The sequence below is a fragment of the Paenibacillus apiarius genome, from assembly GCF_017052585.1.
Classification (GTDB): domain Bacteria; phylum Bacillota; class Bacilli; order Paenibacillales; family Paenibacillaceae; genus Paenibacillus_B; species Paenibacillus_B apiarius.
The window spans coordinates 4,463,452-4,487,545 of record NZ_JAFFHZ010000001.1 but is presented as its reverse complement, the minus strand read 5'-3'; the positions used below and the strand labels follow the sequence as shown (position 1 = coordinate 4,487,545).

At 53.1% G+C, this 24,094-nt stretch carries 22 protein-coding genes; 3 read left to right on the top strand and 19 right to left on the bottom strand.

The features are described from left to right. Positions 1-4: 4 nt before the first annotated feature. From coaBC to JSQ80_RS20070, 8 genes are all read right to left on the bottom strand, one after another. On the bottom strand, positions 5-1,339 hold the full coding sequence (gene coaBC, locus JSQ80_RS20105; RefSeq protein ID WP_206096457.1) for a bifunctional phosphopantothenoylcysteine decarboxylase/phosphopantothenate--cysteine ligase CoaBC: 1,335 nt from the start codon (positions 1,337-1,339) through the stop codon (positions 5-7). 218 nt (positions 1,340-1,557) lie between these two features. Beyond that, complete coding sequence (gene rpoZ / locus JSQ80_RS20100) at positions 1,558-1,785, bottom strand: DNA-directed RNA polymerase subunit omega (RefSeq protein WP_206096456.1); 228 nt, start codon at positions 1,783-1,785, stop codon at positions 1,558-1,560. A gap of 112 nt (positions 1,786-1,897) precedes the next feature. Then, complete coding sequence (gene gmk / locus JSQ80_RS20095) at positions 1,898-2,476, bottom strand: guanylate kinase (protein WP_087433070.1); 579 nt, start codon at positions 2,474-2,476, stop codon at positions 1,898-1,900. A gap of 14 nt (positions 2,477-2,490) precedes the next feature. Next, on the bottom strand, positions 2,491-2,751 hold the full coding sequence (gene remA / locus JSQ80_RS20090; protein ID WP_005548256.1) for an extracellular matrix/biofilm regulator RemA: 261 nt from the start codon (positions 2,749-2,751) through the stop codon (positions 2,491-2,493). A 35-nt stretch (positions 2,752-2,786) separates the two neighbouring features. Continuing rightward, positions 2,787-3,671 carry a YicC/YloC family endoribonuclease gene (locus JSQ80_RS20085; RefSeq protein WP_206096455.1) on the bottom strand — a complete coding sequence of 295 codons (885 nt, stop codon included), beginning with the start codon at positions 3,669-3,671 and terminating at the stop codon, positions 2,787-2,789. 32 nt (positions 3,672-3,703) lie between these two features. Then, entirely contained in the window at positions 3,704-5,605 is a 1,902-nt protein-coding gene (locus JSQ80_RS20080) for a bifunctional homocysteine S-methyltransferase/methylenetetrahydrofolate reductase (protein WP_087433069.1), read from the bottom strand. A gap of 222 nt (positions 5,606-5,827) precedes the next feature. Continuing rightward, on the bottom strand, positions 5,828-6,661 hold the full coding sequence (gene dapF, locus JSQ80_RS20075; RefSeq protein ID WP_206096454.1) for a diaminopimelate epimerase: 834 nt from the start codon (positions 6,659-6,661) through the stop codon (positions 5,828-5,830). Positions 6,662-6,889: 228 nt separating this feature from the next. Further along, the gene (locus tag JSQ80_RS20070) at positions 6,890-9,724 is read right to left on the bottom strand and encodes a calcium-translocating P-type ATPase, SERCA-type (RefSeq protein WP_206096453.1); all 2,835 of its coding nucleotides are present in this window, start codon (positions 9,722-9,724) and stop codon (positions 6,890-6,892) included. 317 nt (positions 9,725-10,041) lie between these two features. Here JSQ80_RS20070 and JSQ80_RS20065 point away from each other — a divergent pair, with 317 nt between their 5' ends. After that, entirely contained in the window at positions 10,042-11,820 is a 1,779-nt protein-coding gene (locus JSQ80_RS20065; RefSeq protein ID WP_206096452.1) for an Rqc2 family fibronectin-binding protein, read from the top strand. 170 nt (positions 11,821-11,990) lie between these two features. Here the strand turns inward: JSQ80_RS20065 and JSQ80_RS20060 are convergent, their stop codons facing one another. The 10 genes from JSQ80_RS20060 to JSQ80_RS20015 all read right to left on the bottom strand — a co-directional run bounded on the left by JSQ80_RS20060 (position 11,991) and on the right by JSQ80_RS20015 (position 21,725). Next, a complete protein-coding gene (locus tag JSQ80_RS20060) occupies positions 11,991-12,731 on the bottom strand; it encodes a hypothetical protein (protein WP_206096451.1) in 741 nt (246 codons plus the stop codon). A 23-nt stretch (positions 12,732-12,754) separates the two neighbouring features. Further along, entirely contained in the window at positions 12,755-13,708 is a 954-nt protein-coding gene (locus JSQ80_RS20055) for a PHP domain-containing protein (RefSeq protein WP_206096450.1), read from the bottom strand. Next, positions 13,705-14,619: a selenium metabolism-associated LysR family transcriptional regulator gene (locus JSQ80_RS20050; protein WP_087432715.1), complete on the bottom strand. Its 915-nt coding sequence runs from the start codon at positions 14,617-14,619 to the stop codon at positions 13,705-13,707. Before JSQ80_RS20050 ends, JSQ80_RS20055 begins: the two co-directional genes overlap by 4 nt. A gap of 174 nt (positions 14,620-14,793) precedes the next feature. Next, positions 14,794-15,231, bottom strand: coding sequence for a hypothetical protein (locus JSQ80_RS20045; RefSeq protein ID WP_087432714.1), 438 nt, complete (start codon positions 15,229-15,231; stop codon positions 14,794-14,796). 191 nt (positions 15,232-15,422) lie between these two features. Next, positions 15,423-15,686 (bottom strand): YlbG family protein, encoded by a 264-nt coding sequence (locus JSQ80_RS20040; RefSeq protein WP_087432713.1) that lies wholly within the window; start codon positions 15,684-15,686, stop codon positions 15,423-15,425. 79 nt (positions 15,687-15,765) lie between these two features. Further along, positions 15,766-16,182: a YlbF/YmcA family competence regulator gene (locus JSQ80_RS20035; protein ID WP_087433068.1), complete on the bottom strand. Its 417-nt coding sequence runs from the start codon at positions 16,180-16,182 to the stop codon at positions 15,766-15,768. Between the two features lie 75 nt (positions 16,183-16,257). After that, entirely contained in the window at positions 16,258-18,276 is a 2,019-nt protein-coding gene (locus JSQ80_RS20030) for a helicase-associated domain-containing protein (RefSeq protein WP_206096449.1), read from the bottom strand. Beyond that, positions 18,191-19,897, bottom strand: coding sequence for a DNA repair helicase XPB (locus tag JSQ80_RS20025; protein WP_206096448.1), 1,707 nt, complete (start codon positions 19,895-19,897; stop codon positions 18,191-18,193). The genes JSQ80_RS20030 and JSQ80_RS20025 overlap by 86 nt, the downstream gene beginning before the upstream one ends. 148 nt (positions 19,898-20,045) lie before the next feature. Beyond that, positions 20,046-20,471, bottom strand: coding sequence for a CBS domain-containing protein (locus tag JSQ80_RS20020; protein ID WP_087432711.1), 426 nt, complete (start codon positions 20,469-20,471; stop codon positions 20,046-20,048). 66 nt (positions 20,472-20,537) lie between these two features. Then, the gene (locus tag JSQ80_RS20015) at positions 20,538-21,725 is read right to left on the bottom strand and encodes an amidohydrolase (RefSeq protein WP_206096447.1); all 1,188 of its coding nucleotides are present in this window, start codon (positions 21,723-21,725) and stop codon (positions 20,538-20,540) included. A gap of 225 nt (positions 21,726-21,950) precedes the next feature. Between JSQ80_RS20015 and JSQ80_RS20010 the strand changes: the two genes are divergently transcribed. Both JSQ80_RS20010 and ftsW read left to right on the top strand, forming a co-directional pair. Beyond that, entirely contained in the window at positions 21,951-22,295 is a 345-nt protein-coding gene (locus JSQ80_RS20010; protein ID WP_087432709.1) for a YugN family protein, read from the top strand. A gap of 31 nt (positions 22,296-22,326) precedes the next feature. Beyond that, on the top strand, positions 22,327-23,556 hold the full coding sequence (gene ftsW / locus JSQ80_RS20005) for a putative lipid II flippase FtsW (RefSeq protein WP_206096446.1): 1,230 nt from the start codon (positions 22,327-22,329) through the stop codon (positions 23,554-23,556). 30 nt (positions 23,557-23,586) lie between these two features. Here the strand turns inward: ftsW and JSQ80_RS20000 are convergent, their stop codons facing one another. Continuing rightward, on the bottom strand, positions 23,587-23,973 hold the full coding sequence (locus JSQ80_RS20000; RefSeq protein WP_087432707.1) for an Asp23/Gls24 family envelope stress response protein: 387 nt from the start codon (positions 23,971-23,973) through the stop codon (positions 23,587-23,589). Positions 23,974-24,094: the final 121 nt, after the last annotated feature.

Sequence of the window (24,094 nt, the reverse complement as noted above, 5' to 3'; positions counted from 1 at the left end):
CTCTCTATTCAAGCGAACGCACCTCTTCGGCAGTCGGCATGCGCTGACTGGAACCTGCCGGAAGCCGTTCGGCTACGATGTGCAGCAACCGCTTCGCGATTCCCGTCTTTGCCATGAGCGGAATGCGTTCCACCAAGCCTTGTCCATCATAGATCAACACTTCGTTGTTGTCCGAACGGAACCCTGCATCAGAACGCGACACATCATTCGCTACAATCAGATCAAGCCGTTTGCGCTGCAGCTTATCGAGGGCGTACTGCTCCACGTGCTCCGTCTCTGCCGCGAACCCGACGAGGAACTGATGCGTTTTCCGCTTGCCGAGCGCCTCCAAAATATCCGGATTGCGCTCCAGCTCAAGAACCAGCTTTTCACCGGTCTTTTTTAATTTCTGCGCCGCCCGGGCAACTGGCCGATAATCCGCCACGGCCGCCGTCTTAATGACAATATCGGCGTTATCGTACTGGGAGGTGACCGCGTCGAACATATCCTGCGTCGATTCGACCGCGATAACATCCATTCCTTCCGGCGGAGCAACCTGAGTCTGCCCCGCTATGAGGATGACCTTCGCTCCCATGCTGCGTGCCGCTTCCGCCACGGCGAACCCCATTTTCCCGGAAGAATCGTTCGTAATATAGCGAACCGGATCGATCCGCTCCATCGTGCCGCCTGCGGTGACCAGCACCGTCCGGCCTGACAGCAGGCATTCTTCCCCGCCGGCCAGCCCGGATGGAAGCTCGGCATCATGTCCCGGGTTGCTGTGCGCAATGCGGTCCTCACTGACCTCGAAGTCCTTCTCTGCGGCAAACCACTGCTTCACATGCTCTACGATATGCTCGGGTTCGGCCATGCGCCCTTTGCCCGTATATCCGCAGGCAAGCAGCCCCTCTTCCGGTTCGATGAACATGACGCCTCTCTGCCGAAGCACGTCCATGTTCTGCTGCACCGCAGGGTGAGCGTACATATGAACGTTCATGGCCGGGGCCACCAAGATGGGGGCCATCGTCGCCAGCACTGTCGTCGTAAGCATGTCATCGGCAAGTCCATGAGCCATCTTCCCAATTACATTGGCTGTCGCCGGCGCGATAAGCACCAAATCGGCATGGTCCGCCAAATGAATATGGGATACGACCGAGGCGTCCCGTTCATCAAACGTATCGGTATACACGTTCTGACGCGACAGCGTCTGGAACGTCAGTTCCGATATGAATTGAGTGGCGGACGCCGTCATGATGACGTGCACCTCCGCACCCTCCTGCTTTAATTTGCTGCATAGAGCCGCAGCCTTATAAGCCGCGATTCCACCAGTAACTCCGAGCACTATCGTTTTCCCTTGCAGCATACGCTCCCGCCTTTCCGTTACGTGTCATGCAAGCGTTTTTCATCTCATTAAAAATATACAACATTGAAAAAAATAACAACCTTTCGGTTGTTATTTGGATGCCAGACTCATTTAGGAGCATGCTTGGTTCGATGTTCACCGCACCAGCAGCCCGCATACGATGTTCACGTGTATCCGTTACAGAGGAAGCTCTGACAGCCCTCTGTTGAAACGCGCGCTTACAGGACCATTTTAGAACGTTCCTGCGTTTGTGAACCTTGCTCAATAAAAATATTATCGCCGTAAATTTCCTCAAGCGCCACACCAACCTGCTTGTGCGATTTCGGCTGGGTCACTTCCGTACGGTTTCCGTCACGCAGCTGACGCGCACGGCGCGAAGCGGCAACAACCAAAGAATATTTACTGTCTACCTTTTTCATCAATTCATCAATAGATGGATAAAGCATAGTTCAGCACTCCTTTTCTTCTTGCTTCTTGACTGGCTTACATAGCCCGAAGCGTTTATCGGCAATGAACCGTGACAAGGCACACTTCGTGGAAAGTGCGCCCTGCTCCAGCCTATTCAGTAGGCTCAATTTTACAATGTTCGGCAATAACGATGCTCTCTATACGTTCGCAAGCCAAGTCAATCTCGTCATTCACGACCGCATAGTCGTAGTTCGCCATGAGCGCGATCTCTTCAACCGCTACGTTCATGCGGTGATCGATGACATGGTCGTTCTCCGTTCCGCGACCGCGAATCCGATCCTTCAATTCATCCAGCGAAGGCGGAAGCAAGAATATAAAAATGCCGTCAGGAAACTTTTCCTTTACCTTCAGCGCGCCTTGGACTTCAATCTCCAAAATGATGTCGCGTCCTTCCTCGAGCGTCCGCTCTACGAAATCGCGCGGCGTGCCGTAATAATTCCCGACATACTCGGCATATTCAAGCAACTGATCCTCTTCGATCATCTGCATAAATTGTTCGCGTGATTTGAAAAAGTAATTCACGCCGTCCGTCTCGCCGATCCGCGGCTGGCGGGTCGTGGCGGACACGGAATAGATCAAATCAGGCATTTTTTTTAGAAGCGCCTTGCACACCGTGCCTTTGCCGACACCAGACGGGCCGGAAAGCACAAATAATAACCCCTTATTCATGTTCGTCTCCATCTTTATTCGTCGTTGTCGTCATCCTTGGTTGATAGGCGGTGCGCCACCGTCTCCGGTTGTACGGCGGACAAGATGACATGATCGCTGTCCGTAATGATAACCGCGCGTGTTCGACGGCCGTATGTAGCGTCAATAAGCATATGGCGGTCACGCGCTTCTTGAATGATTCGTTTGATTGGAGCCGATTCCGGGCTCACGATGGAAATAATTCGGTTGGCAGACACGATATTGCCGAAACCGATGTTAATCAGCTTGATCGCCATTACAGGTCCTCCCTCTAAATTCGAGCGCTCCTAGTTTATTCAATATTCGCGGCTTGTTCGCGAATTTTTTCCAGCTCGGCCTTCATATCGACGACCCGATTGACAAGTTCCAAATGGTTCGCCTTGGAGCCAATGGTGTTCGTTTCCCGATTCATTTCCTGGATAAGAAAGTCAAGCTTGCGTCCTATCGGTTCGCCGCTATGAAGCAGCTGTCCGAACTGTCCAAAATGGCTCTTCAACCGCGTCAATTCCTCGTCAATGTTGGAGCGCTCCGCGAACAGCGCTACTTCCATGCCGAACTTGTGATCGTCAAAGGAAGAATTCGCGTCCAACAGTTGCTCTATGCGCTGCTTAAGCTTAGCCCGGTACTCAGTCACGACAACCGGAGCCCACTCCATCATTTCTGCATGAAGCGATTGTAAGCGGCCCAGCCGTTCTGCCAAGTCCCGGTTGAGGTGGCTGCCTTCCATGGCGCGCATCCGGCATAATCCATCCATTGCTTCGGTCAATCCCGATTCCAAGCAAGAAGCAAGTTCTTCCTCGGACCATGATGTCTCTTCTCGGATCGTAATTATATCAGGCAAGCGAAGCCAATCATCAACGGACAATTCTCCCGATACCCCATATTTATCACGGAGCAATTGAGAGGCTTGCATGTAAGCTTCGAGCGTCTGATCGTTAATTTCCACCAGCGTCTTCGCTTCGCCTTCACGCTCTGTGTTAATAAACACATCAATTCGGCCGCGCTTCACGTGCTGCTGCACGATGCGGCGCAGCCGATCTTCGTGACTTGTCCATTCACGCGGCATGCGGAGCATGATTTCACAATATCGATGGTTTACGGACTTCACTTCAATGCTTATTTTATATCCGCCAATCTCGCGTGCGGACTGACCATATCCGGTCATGCTGTAAACCATGAGAACCACATCCATTATCCTATTTTAATTGATTATGTTAGTCGAAACAAGGGGTCTGTCTTCCGTTCCGCTTTTTCCCATACGTATTGCGTCAATTCGGCCGTCATTTCATAGAACATAAATGGAGTCATAAAATAAATGCCTTTGAAATGATTGACTGCAACGTCCAGCAGTTCTTTGGCAATCGCTACGCCCTCCCGGCGCCCTGCCTCGCCTTCGAGCCCCTTCATCCGGCTGCGGACTTCATCAGAAAGCTGAATGCCCGGGACCTCGTTATGCAAATATTCCGCGTTTCTTCCGCTCGCCAGCGGCATGATCCCGATGAAGACGGGCACATTCAGATGCTTTGTCCCTTCAGCAATCCGTTCGATAAGAGCAGCGTCGTATACCGGTTGCGTCATGATGTAGTCCGCTCCCGCTTCTATTTTCCGCTCCAGCCGCGTGATTGCTTTGTCCAGATGCTTCACATTCGGATTGAAAGCAGCGCCGACGACAAAGGTGGCCCGCTGCTTGAGCGGCTTGCCGGAGAACGCCAGCCCTGTGTTCAACTGCTTAATCATGCGTATGATTTCGAAGGAAGTCAAATCGTAAACCGAGCTGGAATCGGGCAAATCGCCGAATCGCGCCGGATCTCCCGTAACGGCGAGCACGTGGTCGATGCCAAGCGCATACAAGCCCATCATATGGGACTGGGTGCCGATAAGGTTGCGGTCGCGGCAAGCGATATGAACCAGCGGACGCATGCCGAGCTTATCCAAGACCAGGTAGCCGAGCGCCATATTGCTCATTCTCGTAACGGCAAGGGAGTTATCCGCCAGCGTAATCGCATCCGCCCCTGCTTTTTGCAGTGCCTCCGCTCCCTTCATGAACTTCGTAATGTCCAAATCGCGCGGCGGGTCCAGCTCTACAATAACAGTATGACGCGTGCGGACTGTCTCGACGATGGAACTCGCCGTCCGATCCCCGCCCACCGTCTCTTCTATATTATAGGGATATTGTTGAATCTCCAATCTATCGACATTCCCGGCAGCTGCATCCGATTCGGTCATAAGCGGCAATTCGGGAACGTCGATATCTTGCAACGCTGCGGCAATCGTCTGAATATGCTCAGGCGTCGTTCCGCAGCATCCTCCGATGAGCCGGGCGCCCATCTGGGCAAAATGCACGGCGCTCTCCGCCATATATTCGGCAGTCGCGACGAAATTATAGCGTCCGTCAACATAGTCGGGAAGCCCCGCATTCGGAAATGCGGACATCGGCAGCGCAATTTGGCCTTGGACGCTTTCCATCGCCCGGAGCAGCCCATTCGGACCCATGCGGCAGTTCAAGCCTACCACGTCGGCCCCGTCTTCACGCAAAATGTTGAAAGCATCCAGCAGGCTTACTCCGTCCTTGGTCCGGTGTGTCTCTTCCACGGCGAACTGGCAAATGATAGGAACCTGTTTATCCAAGCTGCGGACAATATGGAGCGCAAGCCGCATTTCCTCCAAATCATAGAACGTTTCGAACATGATGCCGTCCACGCCTTCATCCAATAAGGAAGACAGCTGCTCCATATAATCAAGCTTCACCTGATCGGTATGAATGTTCTCCCGCTTCCCTGCACGGATGGAGCCTAACGCTCCGACCACATACGCACGGTTCTGCGCCGCTTCTCGAGCCAGGCGGACCGCTGCGCGGTTAATATCCTTCACCTTGTCTTCCAAACCGTGCTTGGACAACTTCTCGCGATTGGCCGTAAATGTATTCGTTTCAAGCAAGCGGGCTCCCGCTGCTACATACCGCTGATGGATATCGCGAATCATATCTGGTTCGCTTACATTCAACGCTTCATATGAAATGCCAACAGGATATCCAAGCTGATATAAATAGGTTCCCATCGCACCATCGCCGACAATAATCTGCTCTTGTAACGCCTCGCGAAAGTCTCTCATCCCGTCTTGCACCCCATTCTCCCATGATTGTCGAAATTGATTTATCCTACATTCTATCAAGAAACGTTCATTCTTGAAACAAAAGACGCCCCATTGGAGCGCCCTTTTTTCATAAAACTGCATATATGTGCATTTCGTATCTACGCTTGTGCGTGTGCATCTGACAAATACGGCTGTCCGTCCCGGTGGGACGGACAGGATATCCGCGGACCAAAATTCCAATTACCCCCAGCGTCCTTCAAATACAACCTCGGCCGCTCCGGTCATGTACACATGATTATCAGCCGCATTCCATTCGATCCTTAGATCGCCGCCAGCAAGCGATACGGTCGTCTGGCGGTCCGTCAATCCGTTCAACACGCTTGCCACCAGAGTGGCGCATGCTCCCGTTCCGCAAGCGAGCGTCTGCCCCGCCCCTCGCTCCCATACGCGCATTTCAACTTCGCCCCGCGACTTGACGGTTGCGAATTCCACATTGATCTTGCGCGGAAACAGCGGATGGGTTTCGAGCTTCGGTCCCCATGCAGCGACGTTGAAGGATGCAGCGTCTTCCACGTAAATGACACAATGCGGGTTCCCCATCGATACCGCCGTGAATTGGAATAACCCTCCATCCACTTCTATAGGACAGTCGACAATCCGCTTCTCATCAATCGTCGTCGGCACCTTCAGTCCTTCCAAGACAGGTTCGCCCATATCGACCCGAACCGATTCGACTTTACCGTCAATCCGGTTCAACTGCACCCGCTGCACGCCAGCGCCTCTCGTCTCGATTGTCAGCTCGTCTGAGACGGCATGGCGGTTATCGGCGACATATTTGGCGACGCAGCGGATTGCATTGCCGCACTGCTCTGCTTCCGTGCCGTCAGAATTGATGATCCGCATCATAAAATCAGCTCGCTCTGAAGGCAAAATATACACTAACCCGTCTGCACCAACGCCAAAGTGCCGGTTACAGACGGCAATCGCCAACTCCGCCACCCGATCGGGCATTTCCTCTTCTCCATATACGATAACGAAATCATTGCCTAACCCATGCATTTTCGTAAAGATCATCTTATACCCAACTCCTCTTGCGGCCGGAACGGAGCAACCGCTGCCGTTCCTTGTCTAGTGTCCCTAGGATACCGCAATCCGGGCGGGAATGTGTATTCACGGAGTGCACCAATGTTTGTACTATTCCTCTATACGAGACGAGATTGTTCAAAAAGCCCCCCTTTTTGAACATGCGTTATAGGCATCGTGCGGTTCTGCAAGCAAGGCCATTATAGGCATAAAGCCAAACTACGCGGCGCGCCGATTCGAAGTATACGCAGGCTTTGCCCCTCCTGATTTGCCGGATCTCTGTCCGCTCAATACAGAGCCGATGCCCATTAAAAATGTCGGAATGCCCGCCATGACAAACGTTATCGCCCAATCTCTGAAATGAAGCGGAACCGTCTTAAATATTGGCTGCAGCGGCTCGACATATAAGACAGCGAGCAGAAGCAGGAGCGACGATGCGACGGACAGCACCAAATATCGATTTTGGAACATATTGCGGTGAAAAATGGAGCGCGAGCTGCGGCAATCGAAGACGTGAATCAACTGGGCCATGACGAGCGTGGCGAACGCTACCGATTGCGCCTTCGTCAGCTGCTCCGCGCTGTTCGGGTCAACGCTCCACGTAAGCCAGAACGCGATTAGCGTGCATACGCCGATGAGCAGTCCCCTGCTTATTATCTTCCATCCGAGACGCCGCGCGAATATATTCTCTTTCGCCGTACGCGGGCGATGCTCCATCAGATCCTTCTCCGGCTGGTCGACGCCGAGCGCCATGGCAGGCAGTCCGTCAGTCACCAGATTCACCCATAATATTTGAATCGGGACGAGCGGGAGCGGAAGTCCGAGCATCATCGCGAAAAACATGACCAATATTTCGCCGACGTTAGACGCCAGCAAATAGCGGATAAATTTGCGAATGTTCTCATATATGCCCCTGCCTTCCTCGATCGCGGCAACGATAGTGGCAAAGTTATCATCGCTCAAAATGAGCGCAGACGCCTCCTTCGACACATCCGTTCCCGTAATGCCCATCGCAATGCCGATATCAGCCGCTTTAATCGCCGGCGCATCATTCACCCCATCGCCGGTCATGGCGACGACATGCCCTTTCCGCTGCAGCGATTTTACGATGCGCAGCTTATGCTCCGGCGATACGCGCGCATACACGTATATATTATCGATGACCTTGTCGAGCGCATCGTCATCCATCTGTGCCAGCTGGACGCCGTTCACCGTCTGTCCACCGTGAGGAATGATGCCGAGCTGATGAGCAATCGCTTCCGCCGTCAGCTGGTGGTCGCCCGTAATCATGACCGTCTTAATGCCTGCCCGGCGGCAGACCGCAATCGCATCCCTCGCTTCGCGGCGCGGCGGATCTATCATCCCGGCCAAGCCCACGAAAATAAGCTGTGATTCAACCGCTGATTCTTGTGCCGCGGGTTCGCTTGCTTTTAATTCGCGGTAAGCAAGTCCCAATACCCGCAAGGCCTGCTTGGCCATTGCCTCGTTCGCGGCGAGAGCCTTCTGCTTCAAGCCCGCCGTGAGCGGAACTACCTTCCCGTCCCACAATATATAGCTGCAGCGGTTGAGCAGCACGTCAGGCGCTCCTTTGGTAAGCACGTTCCTACCGCCTTGATGCGTCACGATGACGGACATTCTCTTCCGCTCCGAGTCAAAAGGATATTCCTCCATGCGCGCGTACATACCGGCCAATGTATGCGGCGTCATCCCCAGCTTGGCGGCCAGCACAAGCAGTGCTCCTTCTGTCGGATCGCCTTTAATGTCCCATACCGGCTTTAACTCCTCGCTGCCCTGCTTCTTCACTTCTTTCGCCTTCTTCGCCTGCTTGCCGCTTCCCTTCGCCGAACGCAGCTCAGACGGATAAGATTCGGATAACACGGCATTGTTGCATAGCGCGCTAATCTGCAAAAATCGCCGCAGCGCTTGGTCATTCTTCAAGTCGAGCGGCTTGCCCTCCTCAGTGACCTGCCCTGTAGGCTCGAACCCTTCTCCGCTTACCTCCAGCGCTCTTCCGCCCATCCAAAGGCGGGTAACCGTCATCTTGTTCTGCGTAAGCGTCCCGGTTTTGTCCGAGCAAATGACTGAAGCGCAGCCTAGCGTTTCGACGGAAGGCAGCTTGCGCACGATCGCCTTGCGCTTAATCATTCGCTGAACGCCAAGCGCGAGCGCAATCGTCACAATCGCTGGCAGCCCTTCCGGAATAGCCGCCACCGCCAGACTGACGCCGGCCAAGAACATGCCCATCGCAGGCTGCCCGTGAAGTATGCCGGCAACGACGACCATCACGGTGAGCGCAAGCGCGACAATAATGAGAATTTTGCCGAGCTGCTCGAGACGATGCTGCAGTGGCGTATCCATGGATTCGGTATTTTCAATCATGTGGGCAATCTTGCCCATCTCCGTGTCCATCCCGGTCCGAATGACGACGCCTTTTCCCGTGCCCCGGGTCATCATCGTTCCCATAAAGCCGATATTTTTCAAATCCCCCAACGGCAATTCGTCCTGTTTAATCGCGTGATGGTGCTTGTTTACAGGAACCGATTCCCCTGTCAACGCCGATTCCTCGACATAGCAGCTGCTCGTCGAGATCCATCTGATGTCGGCTGGCAAACGGTCCCCGCTTTCCATGAGCACGACATCGCCCGGCACCAATTCGTGGGCGTTTATGTGGCACAGCTTGCCGGAACGCACCACCTTCGCCATCGGGGCAGAAAGCTGCTTCAGTGCGCGCAGCGAACGTTCCGCCCGGAATTCTTGCACGAAGCCGAGTATTCCGTTTAGGAGGATGATCGCGATGATCGTGATGGCGTCGAGATATTCCCCGAGCATTCCCGACACAAGCGTGGCCCCTGCAAGCACGAGCACCATGAAATCTTTAAATTGGTTGAAAAACAACGCCAATGGCGAAACGCGTTTCCCCTCCGACAGCTCATTGCGCCCGTAGCGTTCCTGACGCGCCGCCGCATCTTCTTCCGACAAGCCTTGTTCGGCGTGGACCCCCAGCGCATGAAGCAAGTCATTCGCCGTTAACTGGTGCCACTTGGTTTGATCCATGGTCCGTTCCCCTTTCCTATCCATAATGGCTATGCATTGGCGGCTGGACAGCGCGTCCAAGCAGACAGCCTTTAGGCTAAATCTATTCGGACGAGTCTAAAAATATCCCATCGTTCCTTCCGGCGCTTAAGTTTTGCGCAAAAATATGGCATCATAGGAGATAGTTCCGATGTTTCAGGATATAGTCCCATCCATATGTACGCGCTCGGGTTGCCCGTCAGCGCCTATGTGGGAGCTGTTCAAAAGGTTCCTTTTGAACACGCGGTTATACTGCATTTAAGCCATTGATCGCAGAAGCGATAGATAGGAGAACTATTATGTCTTTAGATGGAATCGTAACCCGCGCAATCGTTCATGAGCTGCAGCAGACGATCGGCGCACGCATTCATAAGATTTATCAACCGACCGAACACGACTTGTTGCTGCACATGCGGGTAGCGGGCAAAAATCGCAAGCTGCTGCTCTCCGCCAATCCGACCTATCCGCGCATTCACTTTACGGAGCAAACGTTCTCCAATCCGCCGGAACCGCCAATGTTCTGCATGCTGATGCGGAAAAATTGCGAAGGCGGCATTATCGAGCGCGTCGAACAAGTCGGCATGGAGCGCGTCGTCCATATGCAGATCCGCCAACGGGACGAGCTCGGTGACGAGTCCGTGAAGACGCTCGTCGTGGAGCTGACCGGACGGCACAGCAACGTCATTCTGCTCGATCCGTCGGCATCGACAATCATAGACGGCATACACCATGTCACGCCAGCCATCAGCAGTTATCGCATCGTCATGCCTGGATTTGCTTATACGGTGCCGCCCGAGCAGCATAAGTCCGATCCGCTGACGGTGAACGAGACGCAATTCCGTTCCCTGTGGAACAATGACAACGGCTCCGAACCGGCACGGGAGAGCATGATCGGCTCCAAATGGCTTGTCCAGCACATGTCTGGCATAAGCCCCCGCTTGGCTGAAGAGATTGTATTTCGCTCCGGCCTGAAGCGTGAAGCGAGCCTTGGGACCGCAGCGGAAATCAACTCGCTGTGGAATGCTTTTGCCGGGCTCATGAATGATATACGCGAGCATCGCTATCTGCCTACGCTGGTCGAAGACGAGCGCGGTAAAACCTATTTTTCGGCCGTATCGTTGACGCATATTACCGGCATCGCTTCGACATTCGAGACGATGAGCGACTGTATAGAAGCCTTCTACGGGGATAAAGCGGAACGGGATATGATCAAGCAGCGGGTCGGAGATTTAACCCGCTTCCTGAAGCAGGAGCATATGAAAAATGCCAAAAAGCTGGAGAAGCTTGCCGAGACGCTGCATGAAGCCCGGGACGCAGACCGTTACCGGATTATGGGCGAGCTGCTGTTCACTTCGCTCCACACCATTTCCAAGGGCGACAAAGAGGCGGAGCTTCTCAATTTCTACGATGAGAACGGCGCAACGATAACGATACCGCTCGACCCGCTGCTTTCGCCGTCCGATAACGCTCAACGGTATTTTAAAAAATACAACAAAGCGAAAAACAGCATTGCGGTCGTACAAGAGCAAATGGAAGCGGCGCAAGAGGAAAATCGTTATTTTGAGATGCTGCTGCTGCAGCTGAGTGAAGCGAATGTGCAGGACGCGCAGGAAATACGGGAAGAGCTTGTCGAGCAAGGATATTTGCGCGATCGCAATCGCAAGGGGAAGCGCAAAAAGAAGGACAGCCGTCCTACGTTGCATTGCTTTACCTCTTCAGAAGGCATCCCGATCTATGTAGGCAAAAACAATTTGCAAAATGAATATGTGACCAATCGGCTAGGAAAGCCAAACGATACGTGGCTGCATACGAAGGATATCCCGGGCTCGCACGTCGTTATCCGCAGCGAGCAGTATGGAGACGCTACGCTGGAGGAAGCGGCGCAGCTTGCCGCCTACTTCAGCCAAGCCAAAAATTCGAGTCAAGTCCCCGTTGATTACACGCTGATCCGGCACGTTCGCAAGCCAAATGGAGCAAAGCCCGGCTTCGTCATTTATGATCGGCAAAAGACGCTGTTCATTACGCCGGACAACAGGCGAATCGACCAAATGCCAGTCACGATGAAATCCGGGGGATAAAAAAGCAAAAGAGCTCGTCGAGGATAAATGCACGCTTCGAAAGCAACGTAAAAGATAAAAAGCCCGACTCCGGGTCAGGCTGAGGCAAGGCTGTCGAGATTCGTTTCTTCAGCCTTGTTTATCGATTATAAAACCTGCCGCCTTACGACTTGCGCAGCATCGGCCCTGCGCTACGGAATTGAAACCAAATTGCGGACTCGCTTGCCATCCGTCACTACTGCCTCTTGGTAGGATATCTCGCTGAAAGCGGCATTTACGGAATTCGTGAAGCGAGCTTCAGGATCCGGGAGACGAACCGTGACCGTAACTGCACTATGCCCGGGAGAAAAATCGACCGCACCAAGCGGAATATCCCTCAAAGCGGCAAGCTGGCCGTCCAGATCAGGCGCGCGGAGCGTCACATCAGCCTGCACCGTTCTAGAATGGTAATTGACAACCTTCAGGCTGCACTCCCCTTCCCAGAACGACTCCTTCTGCTGCAAGTCGCAGTTGCCCACGTTCCTTTCGAACTTAAGCGCGTATATCCCTTCGCCGAACCAAGCCTGATATAAGCCAACCGATTGGCCCGGCAGCCACCCTAACAACAGAATTGCCAAAAAGCCGATACGCGCCCGCATTCGATTCAAGGAGCGGGCAAGCATCCACAGCATCGCGATCATCCCGATAACGGCCACAATTCCGGTTATCAATAATTTCGAATTGTTCCCGAGCTGTATTACGGTGGGGATCCCGAGCCACCGCATCATTGCTTCCAACAGCGAATAATTGTGGGGGAACCGGATGCCGAGCACAGCTATCACGGCCAACAACACAGCCGCTGCTGCAAACAGGAACCGGTCACGTATCAGCCTTTCGTTCCAGAACTGTCTTTCACCCGCATGACTGGGATTAAAACGTTGTTGCTTTAACAATGCCTCCGTTCCCCTTCCTGCCGCTATTCTGCGTTAGCCTTATACGCGCCGCTTATGCTGCGAAGCCGCTCCACAGCCTCCATTCCGACCCGGCGGCCGCCCAGCGCTCCATGGAACACTTCGCCGCGCCGAGCGCCGTGGAAGTCCGATCCCGCCGTCATTACGAGCCCGCAACGCGCAGCCAATACGCCATAACGCTTGCTGTCCTCTAATGAATGATCCGAATGCCACACCTCTACGCCATCCCAAGGCGAAGCTTCCAAAATGCGTTCCACCAATTCATCAGATCCATACAAGCCTGGATGAGCGAGCACAGCGGCGCCCCCGGCCGCATGAATCCATGCCACCGCCTCATGCGGACGTATGCGCGGCGGGTTGACGTATGCTTTTCCGCCAGTGCCAAGATAGAGATCGAACGCTTCCTTCATATTCCGCACTACGCCGCGCCGCACGAGCGCATCGGCAATATGAGGGCGCCCCACCGTTTCGCCCGGGGACAATGGGCGTCCCAACTCGGCGATAACTTCGTCCATCGTCAACGGTATGCCCAGCTCCGTCAGCTTCGCCACGAGCATGTCATTGCGCCGATCGCGGATGGCGCGCAGGCTGGCCAAGCGATCCAAGAATAGCTCATCCTCTATATTAACGAAGTATCCGAGCACATGAATATCGATCCCGTCCTCCACTGTGCTTATCTCGACCCCGGGCACGATATGCACGCCCCATTCCCGTCCGGCTTCCAGCGCTTCCTTCACCCCGGCGACTGTATCGTGGTCCGTTACCGCAAGCGCCTCTAGTCCCGCCTTGCAGGCAAGACGGACATTGTCTGCCGGCGCCATCATCCCGTCAGAAGAGGTCGTATGGCTGTGCAGATCGGCGCCGCCAGCTGCGGCGGGAGACCCTTCAAGCCCTTCGATCGAGAATAGTGAAGCATCGCTTGTGCCCATGGACTCGCGTCCGTCGGATATTGGTGTCATTGCAGCAATTCCTTTCCTTGTCTATTTCGCAGAAATGTAAGAAATGTGGTCGCCGGCAGTGACAGCAATCCAGATTGCGCATGCACGGCATAGAATTGGCGCTTCATGCGAATATGCTGAATCCGGACGGCTTTCACCAAGCCTAGCGCTTGCTCATGCCTTACGACGGAAGGCGAGAGCATCGTCACGCCGATTCCGGCCTCCACTGCAGATTTGACCGCACCCGTACTGCCAAGCTCCATCACAACCTGCAATTGATCCGGAAGCACTCCCTGCTCGCGTAAAGCCTCTTCCATGACGCTTCGCGTCCCCGAGCCTTGCTCGCGCAGAACGAACGGATACGTCAACATGTCCTGCAGTTCCACCTCGTGCGCTTGCGCCAATGGGTGCTCGCGCGGCACGATAAGCAGCAGTTCATCTTCCATGACCGGCTCCACGCTAATATCGGCATCAGCTACCGGCGCCTCGACAAGACCGAGGTGGAGCTGCTGCGAACGGATTCCTTCGACGATCTGCGATGAATTCATAACACGAAGATGAATATCGAGCTGCGGATGCAGCTTCGCGAATGTGCCGAGCAAATGGGGGAGCACATATTCTCCAATCGTCAAGCTCGCGGCCAGCACAAGCTTCCCCTGCAAATCGAGCGTGTAGTTCGACATCATGTCCTCCGTCTCCCGAACAAGCTCGAGACAACGCTGCGCATAAGGAAAAAGCTTCTGTCCGGCTTCAGACAGCTGCAGCTTCTTCGTGGAACGATGCAGCAGCTTCGTGCCGAAATACTCTTCCAGCGCTTGAATCTGCATCGTCACCGCCGGCTGCGTCATGTGCAGCGCCTGGGCAGCAGCTGAGAAGCTCCCTCGCGTCGCTACGCTATAAAATATATGAAGCTGGTGAAAATTCAACCCCATCCGCCTTTCATCCTCTCTCAAGCCTTCTGTACATGTATTATAACGCATACAGGCAGTCAAATCGAAACGGCTTCCCCTTGTATCAACCAACGGTGCTCCATGTAAAGCAAGCCGAGTTTTATTTGAAAAATAAAATGCCGCTCCCTCTTGGAAAACGGCTCTGGCGTTATATCGTTATTTATGCTTGCGGCTGTTCTTGACCAGCGTCATGCGTCTCGTATGCCGCAACCAAGAGTAGTATGTCTTCAAATCGCGCAGCTCCATCGTCTCCGACATTTTGCCGAGGAATGTAACGACGATCATTTTGACCATTGGTTCGCCAACAAGGTCAAAATCCTGATCGGATTGGGCGAACTCGGCTACGACCACGATGTCTCCATCGATCAAATAAACATCTTGTTCATTGCGATAATATGACTCTATCCGTTCTTGCTTCAGACAATCCCACATAAACGCGGCGATCGATTCGGCATCCGCCTCTTCTTTCGCGATCCGGTCGCTCCAGCGGGACTTTGCGTGATTTGTAATGACGATATCCGCCACTTTCTTTTCGCCTAACAAGACATAGAAAGGTTCATATGTGCTCCATCGATTCATTACCTTGTCTCTCACTGGATACCTCCACTCTCCACCACGTTAGGTCTTTTTATCTATGTATATTTACCCATTATATTACATGAAGCGCAGTTCGTTCTCAAGTTTAGCCAATCATTTTAAACCAAATTTTAGCTAAACTTTAACTTCCAAGCAAAAAAACCGTCTTCTTTCATTATTGTTTGAAAGAAGACGGTTTGGTTTGTCCTTTACATTCCGTAAAAGCGGGTCTTATCTGGAACTTCGCTGCTATACTCCGTTTTGAGCTCATTGCGGTAGGATCGCTCTATTTTTTTCACATAATTGAGACGCCGCACATTTTTAATCGTGTCTTCCGCCCGGTCTGCGTTGACATAGAGCACGGCGTACATCATTTTACGCGAAACATAGTGAAGCGATCCATATTTTTCCAGATTTCTTGCCGCTTTCACGTCACTTACCCATATGATATAACCTGTGCGTTCAGGAAACATGCTTCTCCTCGCTTTCCCTAATAAGAGGTTGTTCAAAAATTCCCCTCTTGATCACGAAGCATCTCAAGGTGTGATTCCTTTACGAACAACTGCTGCAGTTGCCACTGCAACCATTGCCGCAGCCTCCGGATGGTTGAGGGTCATTGCCAGGAACTTTGATTGTATTTGATACCGCAAATGCGATTGTCTCTGACAAACGATGCAGCAGTTCATCCACCGCTTGCTCGGCTTGCTTGAAATAAGATACTTCTTCTATGGAATCCAACTGGCTCTGTACGGCGAGCACTTCATCCTTAGCCTTATGATAATCAGGGTGATAGTGCCCGAATCGTTCCGTTTCTTCAAACCGCTCCTTCTTGCGGGAAAATTCGCGCACAAGGTGTTTGACTGCCTCGCTGCTATCGACACGTTCTTTCCAGTACAAATATTCGGCAACTTCGGCCGACTGGTTAATCATGTCTCCCAATTCGTAAGCGTTGGTGAGCAGAACGGCCATATCGGCAGCGGGTTCAACATTTTCTACAGGCACGTTATCACGCTCAATTCTGTATATAGTTGCAGGGTTGGACGCTCAAATCGTCACATCGGGCAATATCAATCTCATTTGATCCCATTCGCTCGCTGACAGAAGCTGAAGCTGGGATGAAGACGGACCGGCAACAATGTGCGCCTCCACCTTCCACTCTCCCTCATCCGTCACCACCAGCGATACAGGCAGCACGAGGAAGGACTTCCCCGAACGCTCTATCTCCAACTGCAGTTGCCGCTTTATCGCGGTCGTCACCATATCCTTCTTCGTGGATTCATGGAAAGGCCGAAGCGCCTTCGTCCACAAACTAGGCACATCGTGAAACGACGATGAGATTTGGTCCCCGCCCAGCGATTCGGTTTCAATTTCATAATACTGCAATGAGGAAGGGCTGTAAACCATCCCTTTCGCTTCGTCCTCCTGTTCAAGCGCAATGGGCGTATGCTCGTCCTTCCATAACTGCGTCATAACTCCTGCCTCATCCTCCGCGCCTTCCCAGCGTTGCAGTGGAGAAAGACCGATTCGCTCTAAGGAGCGCGACAGCTCGGCAACACGATGGCGATCAACAGCAAAATCTTGTTCGCCAATGGCCTGAATCCACTTTCTATAAGGCTCAGCAGCCATCAATTCCTCTCTGATCAAGTCCGCCGCTTCCTTGTCGGCGCATCTCAGCAGGACGACCTCGGCGAATTGGACGCGCCCGTATTGCAGACTCCACAGTTCAAGCGCATCTTGCACATTTTCGGGCACGCCGGACCAGGCATGCTCTTCCAAAAATGACAGCACCGACTGCTTTGTCCGTCCTTGCTCGATGCCGCGTTCGAAAGATCTTCTCGTCAACCGGTAAATATCCATCTGATCCGAGCTTTGCGTTTCGGCGAACGCCTCCAGCTCCCAGCGCAGCGCGAACGGCGTATCGGACGGCAGCACAATCTCGAAATCCGGCTGCATGAAGAAGCCTCCTTCCCCCGCTTCCGTATCGCGCTCCACGATGCGAAACGCCCATTCCCCGCCGATCGCGCCAACATCGCACAGCCCGACTGCATGAGCTGCCCGAAGCCACGTCCGGATGAGTTCGCGATTACCGGCTTGCTTCGATTCATCATGTTCAAGCCAGCCGATCGCACGGAGCCGTTCTATCACTTCACTATCCGTATGCCACGCCGTTCCGCGCCCAACTTCAAGGACGGCATGAATCATATGCCGCACACGCGGTTGGGCCGGCATGTAATGCTCTATCAAATTTTGCGCGATTGCATCCAGCCATTGCTGAATGGTGCGCTGCAACCATATTCTCATTTCCGCTTCATTGACGACGTAACGGTTCGGCTCTTTGCGCAGCAGTCCGAATCGAAGCGCCATATCGATGACGATCGCGACGGCGAGCGGAAGCGTGTCTGCAAACGGATAATTCACCCCAAACCCGGAGAGAGCCGACTCATCCGTCCGGAATAACGCTGCAAGCCTTGTAATGACCCGCTTATGAAGCGTTCCTTTGGAAGTGAGGGGCAGCCCCTCCTTCATAGCGAACACAAGCAAGTGAAACATGTCAAGCGGAAGCCCCCTCGCCGATTCGATGGAAGATCCGGCGTCAATTGCCCCGCCGATCGGCTGCAGGAGCGTCTCATCAACCCATGCGGATGTTGGTTGCAGTTGCTGCTGCTCAAGCAAATAAACCAATAACCGCTCGTACACATCTGACGGAATAAACAGCATGCGTTCCCCCCATGTCTTGCGGACACTGGCAAGAAGACCGAGCTCCATCAGCGGATTGCACGCCAACTGCAGCACTGCTCCCGGCATTTCGGGACCGTGCCATCGTTTGAGCGTCTCGAATGTAAATGGAAGCGGCCCCGCTTCTCTGAGCATGATCGTAAAAGATGAGCGCAGCGCCGTGCCAAGTGCCGCAAACACACGTGCAATCTCTTCCGGACGTTCGGCATAACGCTGCCAATGCTGCCGGGGCGGGTAATCATCAACCGGTTCCGTCCGCTTGAATAGCTGCCACGTATTTATGTTGACCCTCCCCTTTCTCGATATGATAACGATACCCCTGTTCAACCAGAAACAGCTGACGCTTCATGGCATAGTCTCTTTCCTTCGTCTCTTCGCTTACGAGCGTATAGAAATAGGCCTTCCGACCATCCGATTTTGGCCGCAGCAGCCTGCCAAGCCGCTGTGCTTCTTCCTGTCTGGAGCCGAAGCTGCCGGACACTTGAATGGCCACGGTCGCATCAGGCAAATCAACGGCAAAATTCGCCACCTTGGAGACGACAAGCACTTGAATCTCCCCTTGTTTGAACTGCGAGTACAACCGTTCGCGTTCCTCCTGCGGAGTCTGCCCGGTCAGCACTGGCGCTTGCAGCGCCTCCGACAGCTCCTTTAATTGGGTCAAATATTGCCCGATGACTAATGTCGGCACATCGGGATGACGTTCAAGAATACGCTTCGACACTTCGGACTTCGTTTCATTTTCCCCCGCAATCCGCGCCTTCTCCCGTTCACCCGCCTGATTATAACGCTTGCGGCCTTGCTCTGTAAGCGGCACGCGGACCTCTGTGCAGACGACCTCCGCGATCCAGCCCGCCTCTTCCAGCTGCCGCCACGGCAACTCATATCGTTTCGGTCCGATTAACGAGAATACATCGCGTTCGCATCCGTCTTCCCGCACAAGCGTGGCCGTCAATCCCAGTCGGCGTGTCGCTTGAAGATCGGCCGTCGTGCGAAAGACGGGAGCAGGCAGCAAATGAACCTCGTCATATACGATCAATCCCCAATCCCGTTCATGAAACAAGCGCATGTGATGCCACTCGCTATCTTGTTGTTGGCGGTAGGTCATCATCTGGTAGGTTGAAATCGTTACGGGGCGCACTTTTTTCGACGCTCCCGTGTATTCGCCTATTTGATCTTCTTCCAATGTAGTGCATTTCAAAATTTCTTGCTTCCACTGCTTCACCGAAGTAGTATTGGACGTCAAGATAAGCGTTTCGCTTTGCAAGCTCGTCATGGCGCCGATGCCGACAATCGTCTTGCCCGCTCCACAAGGCAGCACGACGACCCCATCCCCGGCCGCACGCTCGCCGCTGCCGATGAAGGATTGCACCGCAGCCTCTTGATACGGCCGCAGCCGGAACCCGCCGTTGCCAGCCAAGCGAAAAGATAAAGGCTCCCCGTCATGGAAGCCTACCTTATCGATAACCGGATAGCCGGCTCTGGCGAGCGCCCGCTTCAATCTGCCCCGATGCTTCGCCTGAATCGCGACCCGGCCGCTCTGCGGCTTGCCGGAATAGAGAACTCCGACCTCGGGATCGGTCATGAACCGCTCCAGTACCCGCTCATCTGCAGAATGAAGCGTTAAATACGCTTCCCTGTCTTCGCCTTCCAGAATGAACAGACCGTAACGTCCCATCCACATAAATATTTCTTGCTTCGCTTTCATCGGAATCGGATAGGAACTGTAACGCTCCAGCAATTGCACGATGTCTTCCGCTGTTTTGCCGCTCGCCGCCGCATTCCATAATGAGATCGGCGTCATTTTGAACGTATGTATGCCCCCCGGATTTTTCACCAATTCCGCAAATCCTTGCAAAGCTGCCCGAATATATGCATAATCCGGACTTTGCTCATTTGCCAATATCGTCAAGTCCTGCTGAACAACCAATTTGAACGATACGTTTTTCACGCATGCCCCCCCCTTTGCCTTCTCAACGTCAGAACGAAAAAAAGTTCATCCCTCCCTAAAGGGACAGGATGAACTTGCACGCATTATCGTCCAAGTCTTCATGCGTTGTTCCTTCAAGTTCCGTTAAGGACCTTGAAGGAACATTCACTTAATGGGTATATGGCGACTCGGAAATCTCGCTTAACGCCTGACCCGCTTCATCTGAGAATGGAGTTCGCACGGCAAGATCGCCAAGCGACACAATGCCAAGCAGCTTGCCATTCTTGACGACCGGCAAGCGGCGCACCTGCTGCTCTGCCATCAGCTCCGCCGCATCGTCGATGGAAATATCGGGATCGACAGAGACAATCTTCTCTGTCATGACATGGCTGATCCGGGTTGAACCGGAATGTTTCTCGGCCACGCCGCGAATGACGAGATCTCGATCGGTGACGACGCCAAGCAGCCGCTCTCCGTCAACGACAGGAATAAATCCGGTATCATACTGTTTCATCAGCACGGCGGCTTCATAAATATTGTCTGCTACCGTGCAAGTCGCACATTGCGATGTCATTACATCTTTAACCGATGGCATAATCATCCTCCTATTCACGCATACGCATAGGATACCCCAAGCAGCCAAAGATATGCCCATCACCCTTTATATTGTATCCTGCAATGCATCCAATGCCAACGCAATAAGAAGCTCACCCGCTGTAAGCATGGAAGATTCAACGAGGTCGAACTTCGGATGATGGTGCGGAAAGCCGGCTTCTTCTCCGTTGCCGGCACCGACGAGCACGAAGCATCCAGGAACTTGCTTCATATAATAAGCGAAATCTTCAGCCGGCATAATCATGTCCGCCTCCTGCACCTTATCCGCGCCGAAGCACGCTTCCCCGACGCGCATGACCCGGGCGGCTTCCGCCGCGTCATTAACGAGGGCCGGATAGCCGACACGATATTCAAGCTCATAGTTCGCTTCGTGCATCGCGCACGTATGCTCTGTTATGTTCTCGAATCTCTCCCGCAGAAGCTGCCTGGTGGCCGAATCGAACGAGCGAATGGTCCCCTTCATTACCGCATGATCCGCAATGACGTTCTGGGCCGTTCCCGCTTGCAGCGATCCCACGGATACGACGGCTGGCTGCAGCGGAGACACGTTGCGGCTTACGATAGTCTGCAGCTGCTGCACCAGCGCTGCACCTGCAACAACCGCATCGACGCACGCATGCGGCATCCCGCCGTGTCCGCCCTTTCCGTAAATCGTCAAAAAGAAATCATCCACCGCCGCCATCATCGGACCGGGACGCGTTGCAATCACGCCAGCTTGCAGAGGCGTCCACAAATGTACGCCATACATTCTGTCCACGCCTTCAATCGCGCCGCCCCCGATCATCTCCCGCGCTCCGCCTGGACTGACTTCTTCAGCCGGCTGGAACAGGAATCTGATCTCTCCAGCCCAGCCGTCGCGGTGCTCCGCCAGCACCTTGGCGACAGACAACAGGACGGCAGTATGCCCGTCATGACCGCATGCATGCATCACTCCCGGCACTTTCGAGCGGTATGCGCACTGCTTCTCGTCCTGTATGTTCAAGGCATCCATATCCGCCCTCAGAGCGACGACTGGTCCCTCTCCGTTCCGAATGGCGCCCACCACGCCATGACCGCCGACATCGGTCTGGGTGTCGATGCCGAATGATCGCAAATGGCCGGCCACAAACCGGGCTGTCTCCCGTTCTTCATAGGAAGCTTCCGGATATTGATGCAAATGGCGCCGCCAAGCGACGGTCTGCTCATAGTTCGCTGCGAGCGCTTCCTTCCAATGAGATACGAAGGTATGTGTCACGCGTTCTCCCCCTAACTGGCCATTCGTGCGTTTGAGATTTTCTATATTGTACCATAGGCTTGCGCGTTGCGACGACGCATTTTCGTTCTGTCGTCAACGAGAAACAAATCATGCCATAAGGGGAGAAGGGATGTCTTGCACAAGACTTGGAAACATACTATCATGATAAGAGGTTCATGAGGAAGTATTATAGGTTACGCAACAATTTGAAGGAGGAAAAGGTGCATGATTATCGAAAATTCCGGCCTTATCGGGCTCGAATCTGACCTGGCTTATCTGGACGAAGTGACGGAAGATATTGGTTTTGTGCGTTGGCAATGGGAATATTACCGTGCTACATATGACTTGAAATTTGAAGCAAACGGTGAAGAATACTTTCTGCGCATCAACACTCGAGTCAAGGAAGGCAAGCTGGAGAAGCCTGACACGATACTGGCGGTAGAAGCGGTGTACATGGGTCGTGCTTCCTTCCCCCACGGATTGGATTACGATACGCCGATTCCGCAACCCATTCTCAATTCGGCTACACAGAAGCTGAACGAATTGAAACAAGCGCTTATTAGCGCGTAATGGTTCTCCATTGACTAGAACATATCGACCCATGAAACGAGAGAACCCGACTCCCATCAACAAAGGCACGCCTGATTTTCTATTGCTTGTGCTCACGTTGCTTCTCGTGGGGTTCGGTGTCGTCATGGTGGTTAGCGCGAGCTCAAGCTTAGCTGCCGTTTCAAAACTTTACAACCATGATGCACTATACTTCGGCAAACGTCAGCTAATGTGGGCCGTCCTCGGAGTTATCGCAATGTTCATTGCCATGAATATCCGATATACGGCTTATAAAAAATTGTTCGTACCTCTATTTATCGTTACCGTCATCATGCTCATGCTCGTCCCTTATATCGGTAAAGATCTTAACGGCGCACGAAGCTGGTTCGGTATCGGTTCCATCGGCGTCCAGCCGACAGAGCTGGCCAAGATTGCGACGGTTCTGTATCTTGCTGCATTGATCACGAAGAAGGGCGAGAAGTTCCGCGATTTCAAAAAAGGGCTCTTCCCTGTCATGATTATCGTCGGCTTCGTCGTCGGGCTTATTATGCTGCAGCCTGACATGGGGGGAGCGTTGATTTTGGCGGCCTGCGCGGGCGTCATCGTTATCGCGGGCGGAGCAAACCTGAAGCACATTATGAACTGCATGCTGGTCGGACTTACCGGCGTGCTCGTCGTCCTCGGCATAAGCATGCTCTTCTCGCCGGACAAGGTGACAGGCGGCTACAAGTTCGCCCGGATTCAGTCGTGGCTTGACCCTTTCCACGATACACAGGCGGCAAGCTACAATTTGCTGCACTCGCTCAAGGCGATTGCGCATGGCGGATGGACAGGAGCCGGCTTCGGACAGAGCATCCAGAAGCTGCTCTATCTGCCGTATCCATATAATGACTTTATTTTCGCCATCATTGCAGAAGAATGGGGTTTTATCGGAACAAGCATTTTTCTTCTTGTCTATTTGCTGTTTATTTGGCGAGGCATTCTTATCGCTGTCCGCTGCCCGGACATTTATGGCACGCTCGTAAGTGTAGGCATCGTCGGAATTATAGCAATTCAGGCATTCATTAACATCGGTGGGGTGACACGCACCATTCCGATTACGGGAGTTACGCTCCCTCTCATTAGTTATGGCGGCTCCTCATTATTTATTACTCTGGGAAGCATCGGCATATTGCTCAGCGTTTCGAGGGAATACAACAGGGTGCATCAGCCAAAAGAATCCACGTCCAAATCAACCACCCATTCACGCAAAAAAGACTACCGGCCGCTGCGGCCTGTGTAGTCTTTTTCTCTGTTCAGCAATCATAAGTGCTTATTTAATCCGTTGAATCTCTTCCAGCTCTTCATCTTTAAATGCAACGCCTTCCACTTTCACGTTAACTTCAATAACGGAAAGACCGGACATATTTTGAATCGCTTCACGAACATTTAATTGCAGCTGCCGGCATACTTCCTGAATCGGCATGCCATACATAACAATCACCCTTAAATCTACAGCGGCTTCTAATTGACCCACTTCTACAGATATGCCCTTCTGCACGTTCTTGCCGCTTAATCGTTTCGCCCAACCTTCGGATAGCCCACCGGACATGGCGGCAATTCCTGGAGTTTCCAGCGCAGCAAGACCTGCGATAGTGGCGACGACATCGTTGGAAATACGAATATTACCCTCTTGTGTGTTCAACTGTTTCTCTGTCATCGTCATCCTCCTTTCGATCTCCTCTTTATTGTAGCGGTCCCTGAACATGAAAGCAAACGTCGAATGCTTTCAAGCTTCTTCCATTGTTTACAAATGTCAAGCAGTTATATATATTTATTAT

What these genes read in the sequence shown, in the direction of transcription:
- coaBC (WP_206096457.1), bottom strand. Translation starts at nt 1,339, where the DNA reads ATGCTGCAAGGGAAAACGATAGTGCTCGGAGTTACTGGTGGAATCGCG.
- rpoZ (WP_206096456.1), bottom strand. Translation starts at nt 1,785, where the DNA reads ATGCTTTATCCATCTATTGATGAATTGATGAAAAAGGTAGACAGTAAA.
- gmk (WP_087433070.1), bottom strand. Translation starts at nt 2,476, where the DNA reads ATGAATAAGGGGTTATTATTTGTGCTTTCCGGCCCGTCTGGTGTCGGC.
- remA (WP_005548256.1), bottom strand. Translation starts at nt 2,751, where the DNA reads ATGGCGATCAAGCTGATTAACATCGGTTTCGGCAATATCGTGTCTGCC.
- JSQ80_RS20085 (WP_206096455.1), bottom strand. Translation starts at nt 3,671, where the DNA reads ATGGTTTACAGCATGACCGGATATGGTCAGTCCGCACGCGAGATTGGC.
- JSQ80_RS20080 (WP_087433069.1), bottom strand. Translation starts at nt 5,605, where the DNA reads ATGAGAGACTTTCGCGAGGCGTTACAAGAGCAGATTATTGTCGGCGAT.
- dapF (WP_206096454.1), bottom strand. Translation starts at nt 6,661, where the DNA reads ATGATCTTTACGAAAATGCATGGGTTAGGCAATGATTTCGTTATCGTA.
- JSQ80_RS20070 (WP_206096453.1), bottom strand. Translation starts at nt 9,724, where the DNA reads ATGGATCAAACCAAGTGGCACCAGTTAACGGCGAATGACTTGCTTCAT.
- JSQ80_RS20065 (WP_206096452.1), top strand. Translation starts at nt 10,042, where the DNA reads ATGTCTTTAGATGGAATCGTAACCCGCGCAATCGTTCATGAGCTGCAG.
- JSQ80_RS20055 (WP_206096450.1), bottom strand. Translation starts at nt 13,708, where the DNA reads ATGACACCAATATCCGACGGACGCGAGTCCATGGGCACAAGCGATGCT.
- JSQ80_RS20050 (WP_087432715.1), bottom strand. Translation starts at nt 14,619, where the DNA reads ATGGGGTTGAATTTTCACCAGCTTCATATATTTTATAGCGTAGCGACG.
- JSQ80_RS20040 (WP_087432713.1), bottom strand. Translation starts at nt 15,686, where the DNA reads ATGTTTCCTGAACGCACAGGTTATATCATATGGGTAAGTGACGTGAAA.
- JSQ80_RS20035 (WP_087433068.1), bottom strand. Translation starts at nt 16,182, where the DNA reads ATGGCCGTTCTGCTCACCAACGCTTACGAATTGGGAGACATGATTAAC.
- JSQ80_RS20020 (WP_087432711.1), bottom strand. Translation starts at nt 20,471, where the DNA reads ATGCCATCGGTTAAAGATGTAATGACATCGCAATGTGCGACTTGCACG.
- JSQ80_RS20010 (WP_087432709.1), top strand. Translation starts at nt 21,951, where the DNA reads ATGATTATCGAAAATTCCGGCCTTATCGGGCTCGAATCTGACCTGGCT.
- ftsW (WP_206096446.1), top strand. Translation starts at nt 22,327, where the DNA reads ATGAAACGAGAGAACCCGACTCCCATCAACAAAGGCACGCCTGATTTT.
- JSQ80_RS20000 (WP_087432707.1), bottom strand. Translation starts at nt 23,973, where the DNA reads ATGACAGAGAAACAGTTGAACACACAAGAGGGTAATATTCGTATTTCC.